We start from the raw sequence: 16,369 nt of genomic DNA, 5'->3' as shown, positions 1-16,369 counted from the left end.
CATGGGTGGCGGAGTCCTTGACGATCTGTGCACGCGCCTTCCCGAGGCAGGGCCCGGACCGGCCGGATCTGGCCTACGCTGGGGCCCATGGGCTGGACCGTACGCGACATCCCCGATCTCAAGACCCGCACCGCCGTGGTCACCGGAGCCAACAGCGGCCTGGGGTACGTCACGGCGCTGGAGCTGGCACGGCGCGGTGCGCACGTGGTGCTCGCCTGCCGTGATCAGCGGCGTGGGCAGGCCGCGCTGGACCGGTTGCTGGGCGAGGTCCCCGAGGCCGAGGCCGAGTTGAGGCTGCTGGACCTGGCGGATTTGGCGTCGGTGCGGACGTTCGCCGGTGACTGGGGCGGACGGCGCCTGGACATCCTGGTCAACAACGCGGGCCTGATGGCGATCCCGCGCTCCCGGACGGCGGACGGTTTCGAAACGCAGTTCGGCGTCAACCACTTGGGGCACTTCGCCCTGACCGGGCTGCTTCTGGAGAGCCTGCTCGCCGCCCCGGCCGGGCGCGTGGTGACCGTGTCCAGCATGCTGCACTGGATGGCCAACATCGATCTGCGTGACCTCAACGCCGAGCGGAAGTACGGTCGTTGGCTGGCCTATGGCCGTTCCAAGACGGCGAACCTGCTTTTCACGCACGAGTTGGCCCGGCGGCTGCGGGGCACGACCGTGGTGGCCGCCGCCGTTCATCCCGGCTACGCCCGGACGGAGTTGCAGGCCAAGGGTCCGCGCATGGCGGGCAGCGCGCTTCAGGAGCGCGCCGCCGCCCTGCTCAACCGGCTGATGGCGTCCCCTCCCGAAGTCGGCGCCGCGCCCACGCTGTTCGCGGCCACCGCCCCCGATGTCGCGCCCGACTCGTTCACCGGCCCGGGCATCCTGGGCCGCCGCACCCCGCGCGGCGGCCCCGGCGCTTCGCGGCGGGCGCCCTGGACGCGGGACGACGCCATCGCCGAACGGCTCTGGCACGCCTCGGAGGAGCTGACGGGCGTCCGCTACCCCGGCCGCGCCTGACGGCGCGCCCCGCCCCGCGCGAGTTCTGCCCGCGGTTCTCGCACGGTGACCGCCCTCGCGTGCGCCGGTGACCGTGTGCCACGCCGAGGACTCGGACCGGGCCGCCCTTCCGCACTCCGCGTGGCCCCCGGGCAGATGCCGGCGCCCCGCCGCGAACGTCCCCCGGCGCATTCCGCGACGTCCCCCGGGAGACCCGCCGGACGCCGCCCCGCCGCCGGACACTCACTCCCCAGCGCAAAAGTGCTGTGCGCGGTACGGGATTTGAACGTCTTCGTGTTCGGAGTGTTGACCTCCTCCGTGGCCCGCACCACCCTGCTACCTGCCCGACCCGTCAGTAACAAGCCTACGGAGAGTCCCCTCATGCTCGGTTCGATGCGACGTGGCATCGCCGTCACGATGGCCCCGGTGCTGGTCGCCGCCGGAGCCGTGGCCGCCCTCGTCCTCGGCGGCCCCACGGCCGACGCCTCGGAAGAGTTCTACCAACCCCCCTCACCCCTGCCGGCCGGCCAGCCCGGCGACGTGATCAAGTCCGAGCCGTCCACCTACAACGGCGCGACGGCCACCCGCATCATGTACCTCTCGCGGGACATCGACGACCAGCCCATGGCCGTCACCGGCACCGTCCTCGTCCCCGACAAGCCCTGGACCGGCCCCGGCCCCCGGCCCATCGTCGCCTACGCGACGCCCACCGTCGGCGCCGGCGACCAGTGCGCGCCGTCCAAGACCATGGCCGGCGAGGGCCAGGCGGACCTGCTGTCCATCGCCCACTCGCTGTTCATCAACCCGCTGCTCGACAAGGGCATAGCCGTCGCGCAGACCGACTACCAGGGTCTGGGCACCCCCGGCGACCACACCTACATGATGCGCGAGCCGCAGGCCCACGCCGTGCTCGACGTGATCCGCGCCGCGCAGAACCTGCCCGGCACCGGCCTGCCCGCCGACGGTCCCGTCGGCATCACCGGCTACTCGCAGGGCGGCGGCGCCTCCGCCGCCGCGGCCGAACTCGCCGCCACCTACGCCCCCGAGCTGGACGTCCGGGGCGCCTACGTCGGCGCGCCGCCCGCCGACCTCGCCGCCGTGGGCGAGAGCGCGGACGGCGGCTACGCCGGTGCCGTCGTCGGCCTGGCCGTGTACGGGGCGCGGGCCGCGTACCCGGACCTGGACATCGACTCGCTCCTCAACGACCGCGGCCGGCAGGCCCTGGAGGAGGCGGGTGAACTGTGCCTGATCGACGGCGCGTTGCGGTACCCGTTCCTCAACACCAAGGACATGACCGCCGACGGCCGGTCCATATCCGAGTACCTGGCCGAGGAGCCGTACAGCACGGTGGTCGAGGAGCAGCGGATCGGGAACATCGCCCCGTCCGTCCCGACCCTCGTCGAGCACACCCCGACCGACGACCTCGTCCCCTACGAGCAGGGCAGGCAGATGGCGCGGGACTGGTGCGAGCTGGGCGCCACCGTCCAGTTCCGTGACGTGCACACCCTCCCGTTCCTCCTCTCGCACGCGTCGGCGGCACTCCCCGCCTCCGGCAACTCCGCGGCCTGGCTGGCCGATCGCTTCGCCGGGCAGCCCGCGACGAACAACTGCGGCCAGTTCTGAGCCCACTCGCGAACGCCCCGGCCCCGGGATCTCCTTCCCGGGGCCGGGGCGTTCCCCCGTGTGCCATACTCGGCGCCGATCAACGCCGGACCGACCGACCGGGGGATGCCCGATGGGGCCTGTACTTGGGGTGTTCCACCGCGCGAGGCGCCCGGGGAGCGGCACGTGAAACGGGTCCGGCTCGCCGCTCCCTACCTCGACACCAGCGCCGACCACCTCGCGTTCTCCCTGACGGCCCCCGTCCGGGAGGCCCTTGCCGTGAACACGGTCCGACTCGGCGGCGTCAGCGTCGAGTTGCGGCTGCTGGGCGCCTCCCACCAGGTCGTCGCCGGGCCGGTGACGGAAACGCTCGCCTGCCTGCCGGACCAGCCGGGCGGCGGTCCGCCGCCCGCCGACATCACCGAGGACATCGACGGCTGGGCCTACCGGTTCACCTCCGCGCTGCGGTGTCACGAGCCCCGGGAGTTCCCCCCCCGCGCCGCCCGGCTGCGCGAGCGACTGGCCGCGCACCCCGCCTCGCTGTACGGGGCGTTCCCCGGCTCACCGGACGCGCTGTCCGCGCTCACCGCGCAACGCGTGGGCGACGTCATCTCCTGGCAGACCTGGCACGTCTACCCACAGTCCGGCCAGATCGTGGAGACCCGAACCACCCTCCGCCCACCGCACGGCGAAGCGCCACACGAGGCCGAACAGAAAAACGGGGGCGGCGCCTCCGCACAGCCTCTCACCTGCGGCGCAGCCGGGAGGCAAAGCCCCGAGGGCGCTTTGAAGGCGCTCAGCCCAGAAGAACTTCATGGCTGAGCAGCGCCGTGTCATCCCCGTGGTGCTCCCTGACGCCTGCCAGTACCTGTCGGAAGACGACTGGTTGACAGTGCACATGTACCGGATCGTCGACGACGTAGGCGGCTTCGAGGACTTCGGCATCGACACCGAGCACTAGCAGGCCCCCGGGACACAGGGTCACAGACCGGTCACACCGCCAACACCCGTCGTGCCAGGGCGACATGCTGGCCCGCATGACACACACCTGCCGCCGCACCGCGGCGGCCCTCACCGCTGTCCTCGCCCTGGCCCTCACTGCCTGCGGCAGCTCCGACGACAGCTCCGAGACTCCCAGCAGTCCCGGGACGACCGCCGAACCAGCACCCGAGGAGACCGTCGACCAGGACGAACTCGACGCCGCCCTGGAAGAGATGGGCTACCCGCCCGAGGCCGACGCCGCCACCGAGGCCGCCTACATCGACGCCCTGGACGCCATCGACCCGCGCATCGACAAGGACAACCCCGACAGCGCGGTCAGCCGGGGACGGGACACCTGCCGCACGATCCACGACCACCCCGACGACCGCGCCCACCAGATCGAACAGACGAACATCCGCTTCAGCCACCCCGACGCCCCGGACGGCTGGGGACTGGCAACCGCCGAGCAAATCCTGGACGTGGTCCACGAACACCTCTGCCCCACCTTCTAGGCGACGGGCCGGACCACCGGGTGCGGTGGACGGGGAGCAGCGGCCCCTGGCGTGAGGGCGCCCGGGGCCGTCGCACACCGAGGAAGGGTCGTGGACGACTCCGGCAAGGAGTTCCCGCCCGGCCCGGGGTGGCGACGCGGCCCCGCGTGCTGGAGCGGGTGGCTGGCGGTAGAGGTCACCGCAGCGCTTCGATCGCCTTCACGACCAGCGCCCGTGCCTCGGCACCATAGACGGCCAGTTGGCGCAGTTCCTCGAAAGCGCGCCGATACTGGGCGACTTCGGACGGCTGTGTGACCGTGACGCGGGCCGTCAGCATCTCCACTGCCACCAAGTCGTCGTACATGTGGAACGTTTCCAACGGCCTGATCCGGCGGTCGGGTAGGTCGGCGGGGATGATGCCCAGCGAGACGGCCGGGAGGGCGCCGGCGGTGAGCAGGTGCCCGAGCTGCGCGGCCATCGCGTCGGCGTCCCCGAGTTGGTAGTGGAGGACGGCCTCCTCGATGAGCAGCAGGAAGCGGCGACCGGGGCGGTGGATGATGCTTGAGCGCTGGACGCGGGCGGCGGCGGCTTCGTGCACGTCGTCCGGGGCGCCGTGGAAGCGGGCGATGCCGCGCAGCAGCGCGGCGGCGTACCCCCCGGTCTGAAGCAGGCCGGGGACGATCCGGGCCGAGTACACGCGGAAGACCCGCGTCCGCTCGAACAGGTCGGCGTAGCTTTTCTGGAGCTGGCTCAGGCCCGTGCGCATGGTGCGCTGCCACTCGACGTACATCGACTGAGCGGTGCGCGAGGCGGCGATGATGTCGGGGGCCTGATCATCGGCGCCGCAGGCCCGGCACCACCGCCGGATGTCGTCCGTCGAAGGCGACGAACGGGCGTTCTCGATGCGCGAGGTCTTGGCGTGGTGCCAGCCGCACCGGCTGGCCAGCTCGACGATCGTGAGCCCGGCGTCCAGCCGCAGTTCCTTCAACCGCGCGCCGACTGCCTCGCGCGCAGCCTGGGCGGAAGAGGACGGGGATGCGGACATGAGCCGGCCAGTCGGTGTGCGTCAGCGAATCTCGTACTGTCCGTGCGGTGTGGCGCGTGCCCAGACCGCGTCGAACGCGTCGGAGCACATCTTGACGACTCCTGGGTCCTCGGTGAGGTCGTGCCCGGTCAGGGCGCCATCCCCGCTGAAGTGCCCGAACCTGATCAACCGGCCGTCGAACAACCAGAAGTCGTTTCCCGGGAGGGCGAGGTCCGACGTCTGCCGCCGGGGCAGCCAGCGCACCTCTTCTCCCGCGGCGATGTTCACAGGGGTGCCGGCGTGTTCGAAGCGGATGTACTCGCTCACCGGCTCCGACACGATCCGCGCCCGGTGAACGACGACTCCTCGCGCCACTGTTCGCCGGACGACGTTCACCCAGTTCTGCCAGTATGGCGACTCCGGGCCGGAGCGCCGGCCGGTTGCCCGCCACCGGGTCAGCTCCTCGGACTCGGGATCGACCGCGTAGACGTCACGCATCTCCAGATGCACAGCGGAGTGGACGGCGGAGTCGAGCAGATCAGCGATCGGCGGTACCGGGCGCGTCAAGGGCATCGAGTGCCTTCCTGATGATCGGGGCCATGCGGGCGGGGATCCGGACGATTGTCTCGTGCGCGGGGACTGCACTGTCGTGGCCCGGGGCGGTACCGCCCTCGGAGTAGCAGCGGTTCTCTTCCTCAGCGGTCGCCGTCCAGCCCTGGATCAGCAGCTCACCCGCGTCGGTGTCCGCCCACACGGTGGGGGAGTCGCCTTGCTCGCTCGCGGGGTCGATCCCGATGAACAGTAACGGCACGTCGGCCTCCCACGGTCAGGGCTTGCATACCTGTGCAGCACTGTCGTGGGTGGCACTTGATCAGGTCAAGAAGGCATCACGCACCAGTTCCGCCGGGAGATTCACCCGCACAGAAATGCACATTCCTGGCTGCCGAGGACGCCTGCTTCCTACCGTCCTTCGCACGGATCCCCCTTGCTTCGGAGGCCGGAATGAGCACTCAGCCCCCACCCGCACCCGCACCCGCACCCGCACCCGACGTACCAACCTGGGTGCCTTCCGGTCACCTGGCCCAGGAGCGCCCCTGCGGCGTGCATTGGGACGCCGTGCTTGTGGGCTATACCGACGGTGTACGGGCCTTGGGAGTCCTCGACCGGGCCTCCGGAGCTGCGATCGCCGATCCGCAGGTGGACTTCGTCGCGTGGCTGGTCGAGCCGGGCTCGGCTGTCGGCTGGGACCTGCCGGGCGTCGCGGCGTTCGGCCGGGGGCACGTCCTCTTCGTGCCTCCTACGACGCCGCCGGACACGGCAATGTCGCGGTGGGCGATCGAGCCCGACAGGGACTTTCTGACCTGCCCGAAGGCGTTGTACGGGGCGCTCGTTCGCGTGACCGGTGGCCGGGTCGACCCGCGCGTGCTGTCCAGCTACACGTCTCCCGAGTGCCTGACGAACGGGCACGAGGCGTGCACGAAGGGCGAGGTGCGGCCGACGCCGCCGGGCAGCGGCGTCGTGGTCGAGCCGTGCGTCTGCGGCTGCCATTGGGCGGAGAACGGGCGGTGAGCGCCACCGTGACTGGCGCCGACCTGTTCCCCGTCCGATTGCGCGTCCGCGCCCCGGTGCGCCCCGGGCCGGCACTCGCCCGGACCCGCACCCACCCCACCGGGGCCGACAGGGCGCGTCCCGTCCCCTCCAGTTGTCAACCGGGGGCGGGATGGCGATGCGCGTCGCTCCCGTGCGCCCCTGCGCGGGTCCGGTCCGCTCCCGCACACTGGGAAGGAGGTGAAACCGCCCATGCCCGATGAGGTAAACGGCTACGACGTGGCCGAGCAGGAGATCGTGATGCCTGCCGAGCCGCCGCAGGACGAGCAGACCCAGCAGGACACCCATGGCGACCAACCCTGTTGATCCCGATCAGCCGCCGCGGGTCAAGGACATGTTCCACCGCCCGCTGATCGACACCGCGCCGGAACCCCCGGTGTGCGAGCGGCACCCCGAAGCCACGCCGCGCCGTGTGCTGCGCGCCGGTTGGGTGTGTGTCGCTTGTGTACGCGAGGGCCCGGCAGGTATGTGACAACGCGGCCGGCTCCCGCACGTCCGCCGTGTCCCGGCGCCCGGGCGGGAGGTTCACGATCCGGCGGCGCGGGCTACGAAAAATGGGGGCGGCGCCTCCGCACAGGCGCCGCCCCCGGGGGTTCCCCAAGGGACCGCTGAGGCTCTCCGCCGGTGAGGGTTTCCGGGGAGCGGGGAGAGCCGTCAGCGGGCCCCGGCGACGGTCAGGAGGCCGCCGTTGCCGCCCGGCCGGCTTCGAGCCGGGCGATGGGGATACGGAACGGTGAGCAGGACACGTAGTCCAGGCCCACCCCATGGAAGAAGTGCACCGACTCCGGATCGCCACCGTGCTCGCCGCAGACGCCGAGCTTGAGGTCGGGGCGGGTTGCCCGGCCTGCGGTCGCGGCGGCCCGGACCAGGGAACCGACGCCGTCGGCGTCGATGGTCTCGAACGGAGAGACCCCGAAGATGCCCTTCTCCAGGTACGCGGTGAAGAAGCTCGCCTCGACGTCGTCGCGGGAGAATCCCCAGACGGTCTGGGTGAGGTCGTTGGTGCCGAAGGAGAAGAAGTCCGCGCTCTCCGCTATCTGACCGGCCGTCAGGGCGGCGCGCGGCAGCTCGATCATCGTGCCGATGGGAAGGCCCAGTTCGACGCCGTGCAGGCGCTCGGCCTCGGCGACGACGCCCTCGGCCTCCTCCCGGACGATCTCCAGCTCCTGGACGGTGCCCACCAGCGGGATCATGATCTCCGGCAGCGGCGTGCCGCCGGCCAGCCGCCGTTCGGCCGCGGCCTCGGCGATCGCCCGTACCTGCATCGCGAAGAGGCCCGGTACGACGAGGCCCAGGCGTACGCCGCGCAGACCCAGCATCGGGTTCTGCTCGTGCAGCCTGCGCACGGCCGACAGCAGCTTGATGTCGTTCTCGTTCTTCTCCACGGCGACCCGCACCGACAACTCGGTGAGGTCGGGCAGGAACTCGTGCAGCGGCGGGTCCAGCAGCCGGACCGTCACCGGCAGTCCGTCCATCGCCTCGAAGAGCTCCAGGAAGTCGCCCTTCTGCAACGGCAGCAGGGACGCCAGCGCGGCCTCCCGCTCGTCGTCGGACTCCGCGAGGATCAACCGCTCGACCAGCTCGCGGCGTTCGCCCAGGAACATGTGCTCGGTACGGCACAGCCCGATGCCCTGCGCGCCGAACCGGCGGGCGCGGGCCGCGTCCTCGGCGGTGTCCGCGTTGGCGCGCACGGACAGCCGGCGGGCGCCGTCCGCGACGTTCATCAACCGGTGCACGGCCGCGACCAGTTCGTCGGAGTCGGCCGCCACGGTGCCCTCGAAGTACTCCATCACGGGTGAGGGGACCACCGGGACCTCGCCCCGGTAGACCTTGCCGGTGGTGCCGTCGATCGACAGCAGCTCGCCCTCGTGGATCACCGTGCCGTCGGCGGTGGTGAGTTCACGGCGCGCGGCGTCCACGCGCAGCTCCTCGGCGCCGCAGACACAGGTCTTGCCCATGCCGCGCGCGACGACGGCCGCGTGCGAGGTCTTGCCGCCCCGGGAGGTGAGGATTCCCTGCGCGGCGATCATGCCGTCCAGGTCGTCGGGGTTGGTCTCGCGCCGTACCAGGATGACCCGTTCACCGGCCGCGGCCCTGGCCACGGCGGTCGCCGAGTCGAAGACGGCGGCGCCGACCGCCGCGCCGGGCGAGGCGGCGATGCCGGTCACCAGGTGCTCGGCCTTCGCGTCGGTGTCGAAGCGCGGGAACATCAGGTGGGCCAACTGCCCGCCCGTCACCCGGCGCAGGGCCTCGGTCTCGTCGATGAGGCCCTGGTCGACGAGCTGCGTGGCGATGCGGAACGCCGCCGCCGCCGTGCGCTTGCCGACCCGGGTCTGGAGCATCCACAGCTTCCCGCGCTCGATCGTGAACTCGATGTCGCACAGGTCCTTGTAGTGGGTCTCCAGCACCTCCATGATCCGCATCAACTCGGCGTAGGAGGCGGGGTCCAGGCGTTCCAGCTCGGACAGCGGCACGGTGTTGCGGATGCCGGCCACCACGTCCTCGCCCTGGGCGTTCTGGAGGTAGTCGCCGTACACGCCCTGGTGGCCCGAGGCGGGGTCGCGGGTGAACGCGACGCCGGTGCCCGAGTCGGGGCCGAGGTTGCCGAAGACCATGGAACAGACGTTGACCGCCGTGCCGAGGTCGTGGGCGATGCGCTCCTGGCGGCGGTAGAGGCGGGCCCGGGCGCCGTTCCACGAGTCGAAGACGGCCCGGATGGCCAAGTCCATCTGCTCGCGCGGGTCCTGGGGGAAGTCCCGGCCGGTGGCGTCCCGCACGATGTCCTTGAACTGCGCGACGAGCCTCTGGAGTTCGCCCGCCGTCAGCTCGACGTCGGTGGCGACGCCCGCGGTCTTGCGCATCTCCTCCAGGCGGTCCTCGAACAGGTCGCCGTCGATGCCCAGCACGGTCTTGCCGAACATCTGGATGAGCCGCCGGTAGGAGTCCCAGGCGAAGCGCTCGTCGCCCGCCTGGACGGCGAGCGCGTTCACGGAGACGTCCGTGAGGCCGATGTTGAGGACGGTGTCCATCATGCCCGGCATGGAGAACTTGGCGCCGGAGCGGACCGAGACCAGCAGCGGGTCGTCACCGCTGCCGAGCTGCTTGCCCATCCGCTTCTCCAGCGCGTCGAGGTGCGCACTCACCTCGTCGCGCAGAGCGGCCGGTTCGGCCCCGGAGCGCAGGTACTCGCAGCATGCCTCGGTGGTGATCGTGAAGCCCGGGGGAACGGGCAGGCCGAGCCTGGTCATCTCGGCGAGGTTGGCGCCCTTGCCGCCCAGGAGGTCCTTGAGGTCCTTGTGACCCTCGGTGAAGTCGTAGACGTACTTCACCGTCGGCTCCGTGGCGGCTATCGGCGGCTGGATGACGGACGTGATTTGCGTATCCGGCACGGGACTCGCTCCTCGTGAACGGCTGCCCTGACAGCGGGAGGTTACCCCGCGATTTGCTCATCTGAGCGTCCGCGTCTTCATACGTGAGGGGCATCACGCCCGCAAAAGGGACAGAGACTCCCGCAAGCCTGCGAAATGCCTCGGCACTCAGTGCCACTCAGCATCCGTCGACTGACCTTAGACCCCTCAATACCCCCGGATCCAGGCCCTACAAACGGGTGGCACCCCGGGCCACCTCGCGTGGAGGACACCGCCCGTTCATGGGTTCACAACCTGAACCCGATACGCGCGATCAGACCGCGAGACCGTTCAACCGCGAATCCGCGCGGTCCGGCGAGTAGAGCGACTCCACGACCATCGCGGCGGCCCCGATCAGACCGGCCCGGTCGCCCAGCCGGGACGTGACGACCTGGAGATAGGCCGTCGTCCGCGGCATCGCCCGCTGGTACAGCAGCTCCCGCACCCCGGTCAGGAACGGCGGGCCCGCCAGGTCGCCCGCGATCATCAGCACCCCCGGGTTGATCAGGGTGACGACCGTGGCCAGCACCTCGCCCACCAGCCGGCCGGCGTCCCGCGCCAGCCGCAACGCGTCGGGCTGGCCGACGGCGAGCTGGTCGCGCACCCCGGAACCCGAGGTCGTCGGCACCCCGGCCGCCGTCAACTGCTCGGCCAGCGCCCGGCCGCTGGCCACGGCCGCCAGGCAGCCGTACGACCCGCAACGGCACAGCGCGTGCGGGTGGTCGCTCAGCCGGATGTGACCTATGTCGCCCGCGGCCCCGTCGATCCCCCGGTACATCTCGCCGCCGATCACCACCCCGGCGCCGATCCCCGTGGAGACCTTGATCAACAGAAAGGCGGAGCAGTCCGGGAAGCCCCGGCGCTGCTCCGCGTACGCCATGAGGTTGGCGTCGTTGTCCACCAGGACCGGTATGTCCCCACCACTCGCGCTCACATGAGCGGCGAACGCTTGGCGCATCCGCTCCGGCACCGGATAACGGTCCCAGCCCGGCATGATCGGCGGCTGCACCACCTGCCCGGAGACCGGGTCCACCGGCCCGGGCACCGAGAGCCCGATGCCGCAGACCGCGCCGGCCGCCACCCCGGCCTTGTCCAGCAGCATCGCGAACCACTGCCCGAGCCGGTCCAGCACCTCGCCCGGTCCCTCGTTGATGAGCAACGACCCGGAGTGCTCGGCCAGGACCGTGCCGGACAGGTCGAGAACGGCGGCCCGCGCGTGCCGGGTCTCCAGGTCGGCGCAGAGGACGACCGCGTGCGAGGCGTCGAACTCCAGCCGCAGCGCGGGCCGGCCCACGGTGGGCACGTCGAGGGGGTCGGCCGCCGTCTCCCGGATCCAGCCGGCGCGGAAGAGCTGATCGAGGCGGTGGCCGACGGTCGACCGGGACAGCCCGGTGATCCGCTGCAGCTCGCCGCGCGTGGTGGCCCGCCCGCCGCGGATCAGCCACAGCAGGTGTCCCGCGCTCGCCTGGTTCATCGCTGCCTTCCCGGCCGACGGGATTTTCTCTCCCCCTTTAGCTTGTGAAGTCGATATTACAGGGGTACTTTTGCGTGTTAAGTAGACGTAACTCTACGGTACCTTCGACAAAACACACGGTGCAGCCGCATGGCAGCGGCAAAGCCGACGTCCCCTCGGAGCCTTCGTGGATCGCGCTGATCAGCCATCAAGACCCGCATCGATCGCATACAACAGCGCACGCAGTGTTCTCTCCGGCAACTGGGTGGGGGCCTCCACAGTCCCCTCCCGCACCCTGTACCCCCACCAGTGGAGCTGGGACTCGGGTTTCATCGCCATCGGACTGCGCCACCTGTCGGCGTTCCGGGCCCAGTTGGAGCTGGAGACCCTGCTCGACGCGCAGTGGTCGGACGGACGCATCCCGCACATCGTCTTCAACCCCGACGTTCCCCTCACGGCGTACTTCCCGAGTCCCGACTTCTGGCGCTCCTCGACCGCCGGGGGCGCGGCGGGGGCGCCGGGCGCCGTCGAGACCTCCGGCATCGTCCAGCCGCCCATCCACGCGATGGCCGCCTGGCTGGTCCACCAGGCCGCCCCCGCCCCCCCCGCCCGCCGGGGCTTCCTGCGCCGGGTCTACCCCCGCCTCATGGCCTGGCAGCGGTATCTCACCGACAGCCGCGACCTCGGCGGCCGGGGCCTGGCCTCCATCGTGCACCCCTGGGAGTCCGGCATGGACAACAGTCCGTGCTGGGATTCGCCCCTGTCCCGCGTCGAGCCGGCCGCCCCCGACTCGTTCCACCGCGCCGACCTCGACCACGGCTGCCCCGCCGACCGGCCCACCGACCTCGACTACGGGCGGTATGTCCGGCTCGCCGCGCACTACCGCGACCTCGGCTACCAGGACGCCGCCGCGCGCCACCTGTTCGCCGTCGAGGACCCCGGGCTCAACGCCCTGCTGATCGCCTCCGAGCACGCCCTGGCCGAGATCGCGACCGCCCTGGGCGAGGACTCCTCCGACCATCAGGTCCGCGCGGAGCAGCTCACCACCACCCTGCTCAAGCGCCTGTGGAACCCGGACGCCGGCATGTTCTTGTGCCAGGACGTGATCACCGGCGAGCCGATCCCCGAGCGCAGCGCCGCCGGGCTGCTCCCGCTGATCCTGCCGGGGCTGCCGGAGGACATCGCGGACACCCTGGTCCGCACGGCCTCCGGCGAGCACTTCGGCCTCGGCTCCACCACCCGCCTGGTGCCGAGCTACGACCTGACCGGCTGCGCCTTCGACGCCGCGCGGTACTGGCGGGGCCCGGCGTGGTTCAACGTCAACTGGCTGCTGGAGCGCGGCCTGCGGCGGCACGGCGCGCGGCGGCAGGCCGACGCCCTGCGCCGCACCATGCTCCGCGCGGCCGAGGAGTCCCACTTCGCCGAGTACGTGGACCCGTTCACCGGCGAGGCCCGGGGCAGCCGTGACTTCAGTTGGACGGCCGCCCTCACCATCGACCTGATCGCGGAGGTGGCCCGGTGATCACGACGAACCACTGCCTGCTCGTCCAGGACGGCACCTTCGTCGCGGTCGGCCCGGCCGGGGACATCACCGACGAGCGCGGCTCCCACCCCCTGGGGCTGTTCGCCCGGGACGCCCGGCACCTCAGCCGCTGGCAGCTCACGGTGGACGGCTCGGTGCCGACCGTGCTGGTGCCCGCCGCCTCCACCGGCTCCACCGCCACCGCCGTCCTCACCCCGCGCGGCTCGCGCGCCGAGGCGCCCGCGCTGACCGTGTTCCGCGAGCAGACCGTGAGCGACGGCGCCCTGACCGAGCGCATCCGCCTCAGCAGCAACCGGGGCGACGCCTCAAGCGCCCTGGTCGCCCTCACGGTGAACGCCGACTTCGCCGACCAGTTCGAGCTGCGCTGGGACCACCGCTGGTACGACAAGCCGCACGCGGTGCGGACCCGCGCCTCGCTGCCCGACGGCGTCGAGTTCGGGTACCGGCGGCGCGAGTGGACCTCGCGGACCGTCGTCACCGCCCGGCCCGCGCCCGACGCGGTGGAGGAGACCGGCAGTGGCGCCCGCCGCCTGTGCTGGCTCCTCGACCTGCCGCCGCACGGCTCCGCCGAGCTGACGCTGCGCGTCGAGGCCCACCCCCACGGCGCCCCCGAGCCGCACGCCGCCGAGGCCGCCGACGTCTTCCCGTCCGGCGCCGCCCTGGAGACCGAGGTTCCGGACGGCTGGCCGGAGCTGGCCCGCGCCTGCGCGCAGGGCTCCGCCGACCTGTCCGGGCTGCGGGTCGCGGCCACCGGCCCCGACGGCGAGGCGCTGCGGGTGCCGGCCGCGGGCGTGCCGTGGTTCCTGACGCTGCTGGGCCGGCACGCGCTGATCACCTCCCTGTTCACGCTGTCCAGCCACCCCGAGCCGGCCGCCGCGACACTGCTGGCCCTGGCCGCCACCCAGGCCAAGGCCGAGGACGCCGACCGGATCGCGCAGCCCGGCAAGATCGTGCACGAGCTGCGCCACGGCGAGCTGGCGCACTTCCGGCAGGTCCCCTACGGGCGGTACTTCGGGTCCGTCGACAGCACTCCCCTCTTCCTGATGCTGCTCGGCGCGCACGCCGAGGCCACCGCCGACGACAAGCTCGCCCACCGCCTCCAGCGCAACGCGCGGGCCGCCGTGGACTGGATGTTCGAGCACGGCGGGCTGCGCGAGCACGGCTACCTGCTGTACCGGGCGGACGCCGGCGGTCTGGCGAACCAGAGCTGGAAGGACTCGGCCGGCGCGATCTGCTTCGCCGACGGCACCCCGGCCAAGGGCGTCATCAGGGCCGCCGCCGTCCAGGGCTATGCCTACGACGCGCTGCGCCGCACCGCCCGCCTCGCCCGCACGGCGTGGGGCGACGCGTCGTACGCGGACCGGCTGGAGGACGCCGCCCACCGGCTGCGGCAGCGCTTCGTGGCCGACTTCTGGCTGCGCGAGCACGACTTCCCGGCGCTGGCGCTGGACGGCGACGGCCGCCGCGCGGACGCGCTCGGCTCGGACGCGGGCCACCTGCTGTGGACGGGCATCCTCCCGCAGGAGCACGGCGAGGCGGTGGCCGAGCGGCTGCTGTCCGCCGAGTTCTTCTCCGGCTGGGGCATCAGGACCCTCGCGGCCGGACAGGAGGCGTACCACCCGCTGTCGTACCACCGGGGCAGCGTCTGGCCGCACGACAGCGCCATCGCCGCCCTCGGTCTGGCCCGGTACGGGATGCACGACCACGCCCGCGCGCTCGCGCGCGGCATCCTCGACATGGCCGCCCGCCACGAGTACCGGATGCCGGAGGTCATCGCTGGCTACGCCCGCGCCGACCACCCCGAGCCGGTGCCCTACCCGCACGCCTGCTCCCCGCAGGCGTGGTCCGCGGCGTCGCCGTTCGCCCTGCTGACGGCCGTGGCGGGCGCCTCCGGCGGCTGCCGCGCGCGGGCGTCAGCCGCCCGACGTGTCCAGCTCGGCGTCGCCGCAGACCGCCGCCGTGTCGTACGGATCGGCCAGCCAGCCGTCCGGCAGGACCACCCGGTTCCTGCCGGACGTCCTGCCGCGCGGCCCGTCGGCGCCCGCGGGCCAGGGCTGGTCGAGGTCCAGCTCCCCCAGCAGCGCCGCCAGCTCGTCCAGGGACGCGGCGACGGCCAGCCGCTGCCGGAGCGCGGAGCCGACCGAGAAGCCCTTGGTGTACCAGGCGATGTGCTTGCGGAAGTCGATGACGCCGCGCGACTCGTCGTCCAGCCACTCCCCGAGCAGCGCGGCGTGCCGCAGCATCGTGTCCGCGACCTCGCGCAGCGACGGCCGCGCGTATTCCCCGGCGCCCTCACCGCCGAACGCGGCGACCAGATCGGCGAAGAGCCACGGCCGCCCCAGGCAGCCGCGCCCCACGACCACGCCGTCGCACCCGGTCTCGCGGACCATGCGCAGCGCGTCGTCGGCCGACCAGATGTCGCCGTTGCCCAGCACGGGGATCTCGGGCACGGCCTCCTTCAGCCGGGCGATGGCCTCCCAGTCGGCCTGCCCGCCGTAGTGCTGGGCGGCGGTGCGGCCGTGCAGGGCGATGGCCGTCACCCCCTCCCCGACCGCGATGCGGCCCGCGTCGAGATACGTCAGGTGGTCGTCGTCGATGCCCTTGCGCATCTTCATCGTCACCGGCAGCCCGCCCGCGTTCCCCACCGCGGCGCGCAGGATCGCGCGGAGCAGGGGCCGCTTGTAGGGCAGGGCCGACCCGCCGCCGCGGCGGGTCACCTTGGGGACGGGGCAGCCGAAGTTCAGGTCGATGTGGTCGGCCAGGTCCTCGTCGGCGATCATGCGGACGGCGCGGCCGACCGTCTCCGGGTCCACGCCGTACAACTGGACGGACCGGGGCTTCTCGGCGGCGTCGAAGTGGATGAGCCGCATGGTCTTGTCGTTCCGCTCGACCAGCGCCCGGGTGGTGATCATCTCGCTGACGAACAGGCCGAGCCCACCGCTGAACTCCCGGCACAGGGTGCGGAACGGCGCGTTGGTGATCCCCGCCATCGGCGCGAGCACCACCGGCGGGTCGACCGTGTGGGGGCCGATCTGCAACGGCTGGGTCATGGACGGTCCTTCACGGGCTCGGCGGACGACACGGACGGCACGGACGGCGCAGCCCCGGACAGGGACGTGTGCGCCACCGGTCCCCATTCTCCCTCCGCCCGCCAGCCGGGGTGGGTGAACGCCAGCAGCATGCAGTTGCGGTCCTCGGCCGGGACGGCGTCGAGGTCGCAGAGCAACAAACCGCCGTATCGAGCTTTACGCCCAATAATTCCGGAGTGCT

14 protein-coding genes and 1 pseudogene are annotated in these 16,369 nt (G+C 72.1%); 8 read left to right on the top strand and 7 right to left on the bottom strand.

The window, feature by feature from the left end:
* Nucleotides 1-87 precede the first annotated feature (87 nt).
* The 5 genes from BN2279_RS26005 (at nt 88) to BN2279_RS25990 (ending at nt 4,085) form a co-directional block, all read left to right on the top strand.
* On the top strand, nt 88-1,011 hold the full coding sequence (locus tag BN2279_RS26005; RefSeq protein ID WP_059013465.1) for an oxidoreductase: 924 nt from the start codon (nt 88-90) through the stop codon (nt 1,009-1,011).
* Between the two features lie 372 nt (nt 1,012-1,383).
* The gene (locus BN2279_RS26000) at nt 1,384-2,613 is read left to right on the top strand and encodes a lipase family protein (RefSeq protein WP_199827801.1); all 1,230 of its coding nucleotides are present in this window, start codon (nt 1,384-1,386) and stop codon (nt 2,611-2,613) included.
* Nucleotides 2,614-2,778: 165 nt separating this feature from the next.
* The gene (locus BN2279_RS25995; protein ID WP_199827800.1) at nt 2,779-3,414 is read left to right on the top strand and encodes a DUF2617 family protein; all 636 of its coding nucleotides are present in this window, start codon (nt 2,779-2,781) and stop codon (nt 3,412-3,414) included.
* Nucleotides 3,407-3,553 (top strand): hypothetical protein, encoded by a 147-nt coding sequence (locus BN2279_RS29640; RefSeq protein WP_159037341.1) that lies wholly within the window; start codon nt 3,407-3,409, stop codon nt 3,551-3,553. The genes BN2279_RS25995 and BN2279_RS29640 overlap by 8 nt, the downstream gene beginning before the upstream one ends.
* 76 nt (nt 3,554-3,629) lie before the next feature.
* Nucleotides 3,630-4,085 carry a hypothetical protein gene (locus BN2279_RS25990; protein ID WP_159037340.1) on the top strand — a complete coding sequence of 152 codons (456 nt, stop codon included), beginning with the start codon at nt 3,630-3,632 and terminating at the stop codon, nt 4,083-4,085.
* 175 nt (nt 4,086-4,260) lie between these two features.
* Here BN2279_RS25990 and BN2279_RS25985 read toward each other — a convergent pair whose 3' ends face one another.
* Genes BN2279_RS25985 through BN2279_RS25975 form a run of 3 tightly spaced genes read right to left on the bottom strand, consistent with a single transcriptional unit; the run spans nt 4,261 to nt 5,899 of the window.
* The gene (locus BN2279_RS25985) at nt 4,261-5,109 is read right to left on the bottom strand and encodes a helix-turn-helix domain-containing protein (RefSeq protein ID WP_059013462.1); all 849 of its coding nucleotides are present in this window, start codon (nt 5,107-5,109) and stop codon (nt 4,261-4,263) included.
* A gap of 21 nt (nt 5,110-5,130) precedes the next feature.
* Entirely contained in the window at nt 5,131-5,655 is a 525-nt protein-coding gene (locus BN2279_RS25980; protein WP_059013675.1) for a DUF6879 family protein, read from the bottom strand.
* Entirely contained in the window at nt 5,627-5,899 is a 273-nt protein-coding gene (locus BN2279_RS25975; RefSeq protein WP_059013461.1) for a hypothetical protein, read from the bottom strand. The genes BN2279_RS25980 and BN2279_RS25975 overlap by 29 nt, the downstream gene beginning before the upstream one ends.
* A 338-nt stretch (nt 5,900-6,237) precedes the next feature.
* Between BN2279_RS25975 and BN2279_RS25970 the strand changes: the two genes are divergently transcribed.
* Nucleotides 6,238-6,657, top strand: coding sequence for a hypothetical protein (locus tag BN2279_RS25970; RefSeq protein WP_159037339.1), 420 nt, complete (start codon nt 6,238-6,240; stop codon nt 6,655-6,657).
* Nucleotides 6,658-7,370: 713 nt separating this feature from the next.
* On the opposite strand, the gene ppdK is transcribed toward BN2279_RS25970, so the two are convergent.
* The gene (ppdK, locus tag BN2279_RS25965) at nt 7,371-10,025 is read right to left on the bottom strand and encodes a pyruvate, phosphate dikinase (protein ID WP_059013674.1); all 2,655 of its coding nucleotides are present in this window, start codon (nt 10,023-10,025) and stop codon (nt 7,371-7,373) included.
* A gap of 352 nt (nt 10,026-10,377) precedes the next feature.
* The gene (locus BN2279_RS25960) at nt 10,378-11,577 is read right to left on the bottom strand and encodes an ROK family transcriptional regulator (protein ID WP_059013459.1); all 1,200 of its coding nucleotides are present in this window, start codon (nt 11,575-11,577) and stop codon (nt 10,378-10,380) included.
* 166 nt (nt 11,578-11,743) lie between these two features.
* Between BN2279_RS25960 and BN2279_RS25955 the strand changes: the two genes are divergently transcribed.
* Nucleotides 11,744-13,078, top strand: coding sequence for an MGH1-like glycoside hydrolase domain-containing protein (locus BN2279_RS25955; protein ID WP_059013458.1), 1,335 nt, complete (start codon nt 11,744-11,746; stop codon nt 13,076-13,078).
* Nucleotides 13,078-14,988, top strand: a pseudogene (locus BN2279_RS28210) (amylo-alpha-1,6-glucosidase); the annotation flags it as partial. The gene BN2279_RS25955 and the pseudogene BN2279_RS28210, both read left to right, overlap by 1 nt.
* Nucleotides 14,989-15,012: 24 nt before the next feature.
* Here the strand turns inward: BN2279_RS28210 and dusB are convergent.
* Complete coding sequence (gene dusB / locus BN2279_RS25940; RefSeq protein ID WP_059013455.1) at nt 15,013-16,149, bottom strand: tRNA dihydrouridine synthase DusB; 1,137 nt, start codon at nt 16,147-16,149, stop codon at nt 15,013-15,015.
* A complete protein-coding gene (locus BN2279_RS25935) occupies nt 16,146-16,328 on the bottom strand; it encodes a hypothetical protein (protein WP_199827813.1) in 183 nt (60 codons plus the stop codon). The genes dusB and BN2279_RS25935 overlap by 4 nt, the downstream gene beginning before the upstream one ends.
* Nucleotides 16,329-16,369 lie beyond the last annotated feature (41 nt).

The organism is Streptomyces specialis, from assembly GCF_001493375.1.
GTDB lineage: Bacteria > Actinomycetota > Actinomycetes > Streptomycetales > Streptomycetaceae > Streptomyces > Streptomyces specialis.
Note: the sequence above shows the minus strand (reverse complement) of the source record. Positions and strands in the feature narration are given on the sequence as shown.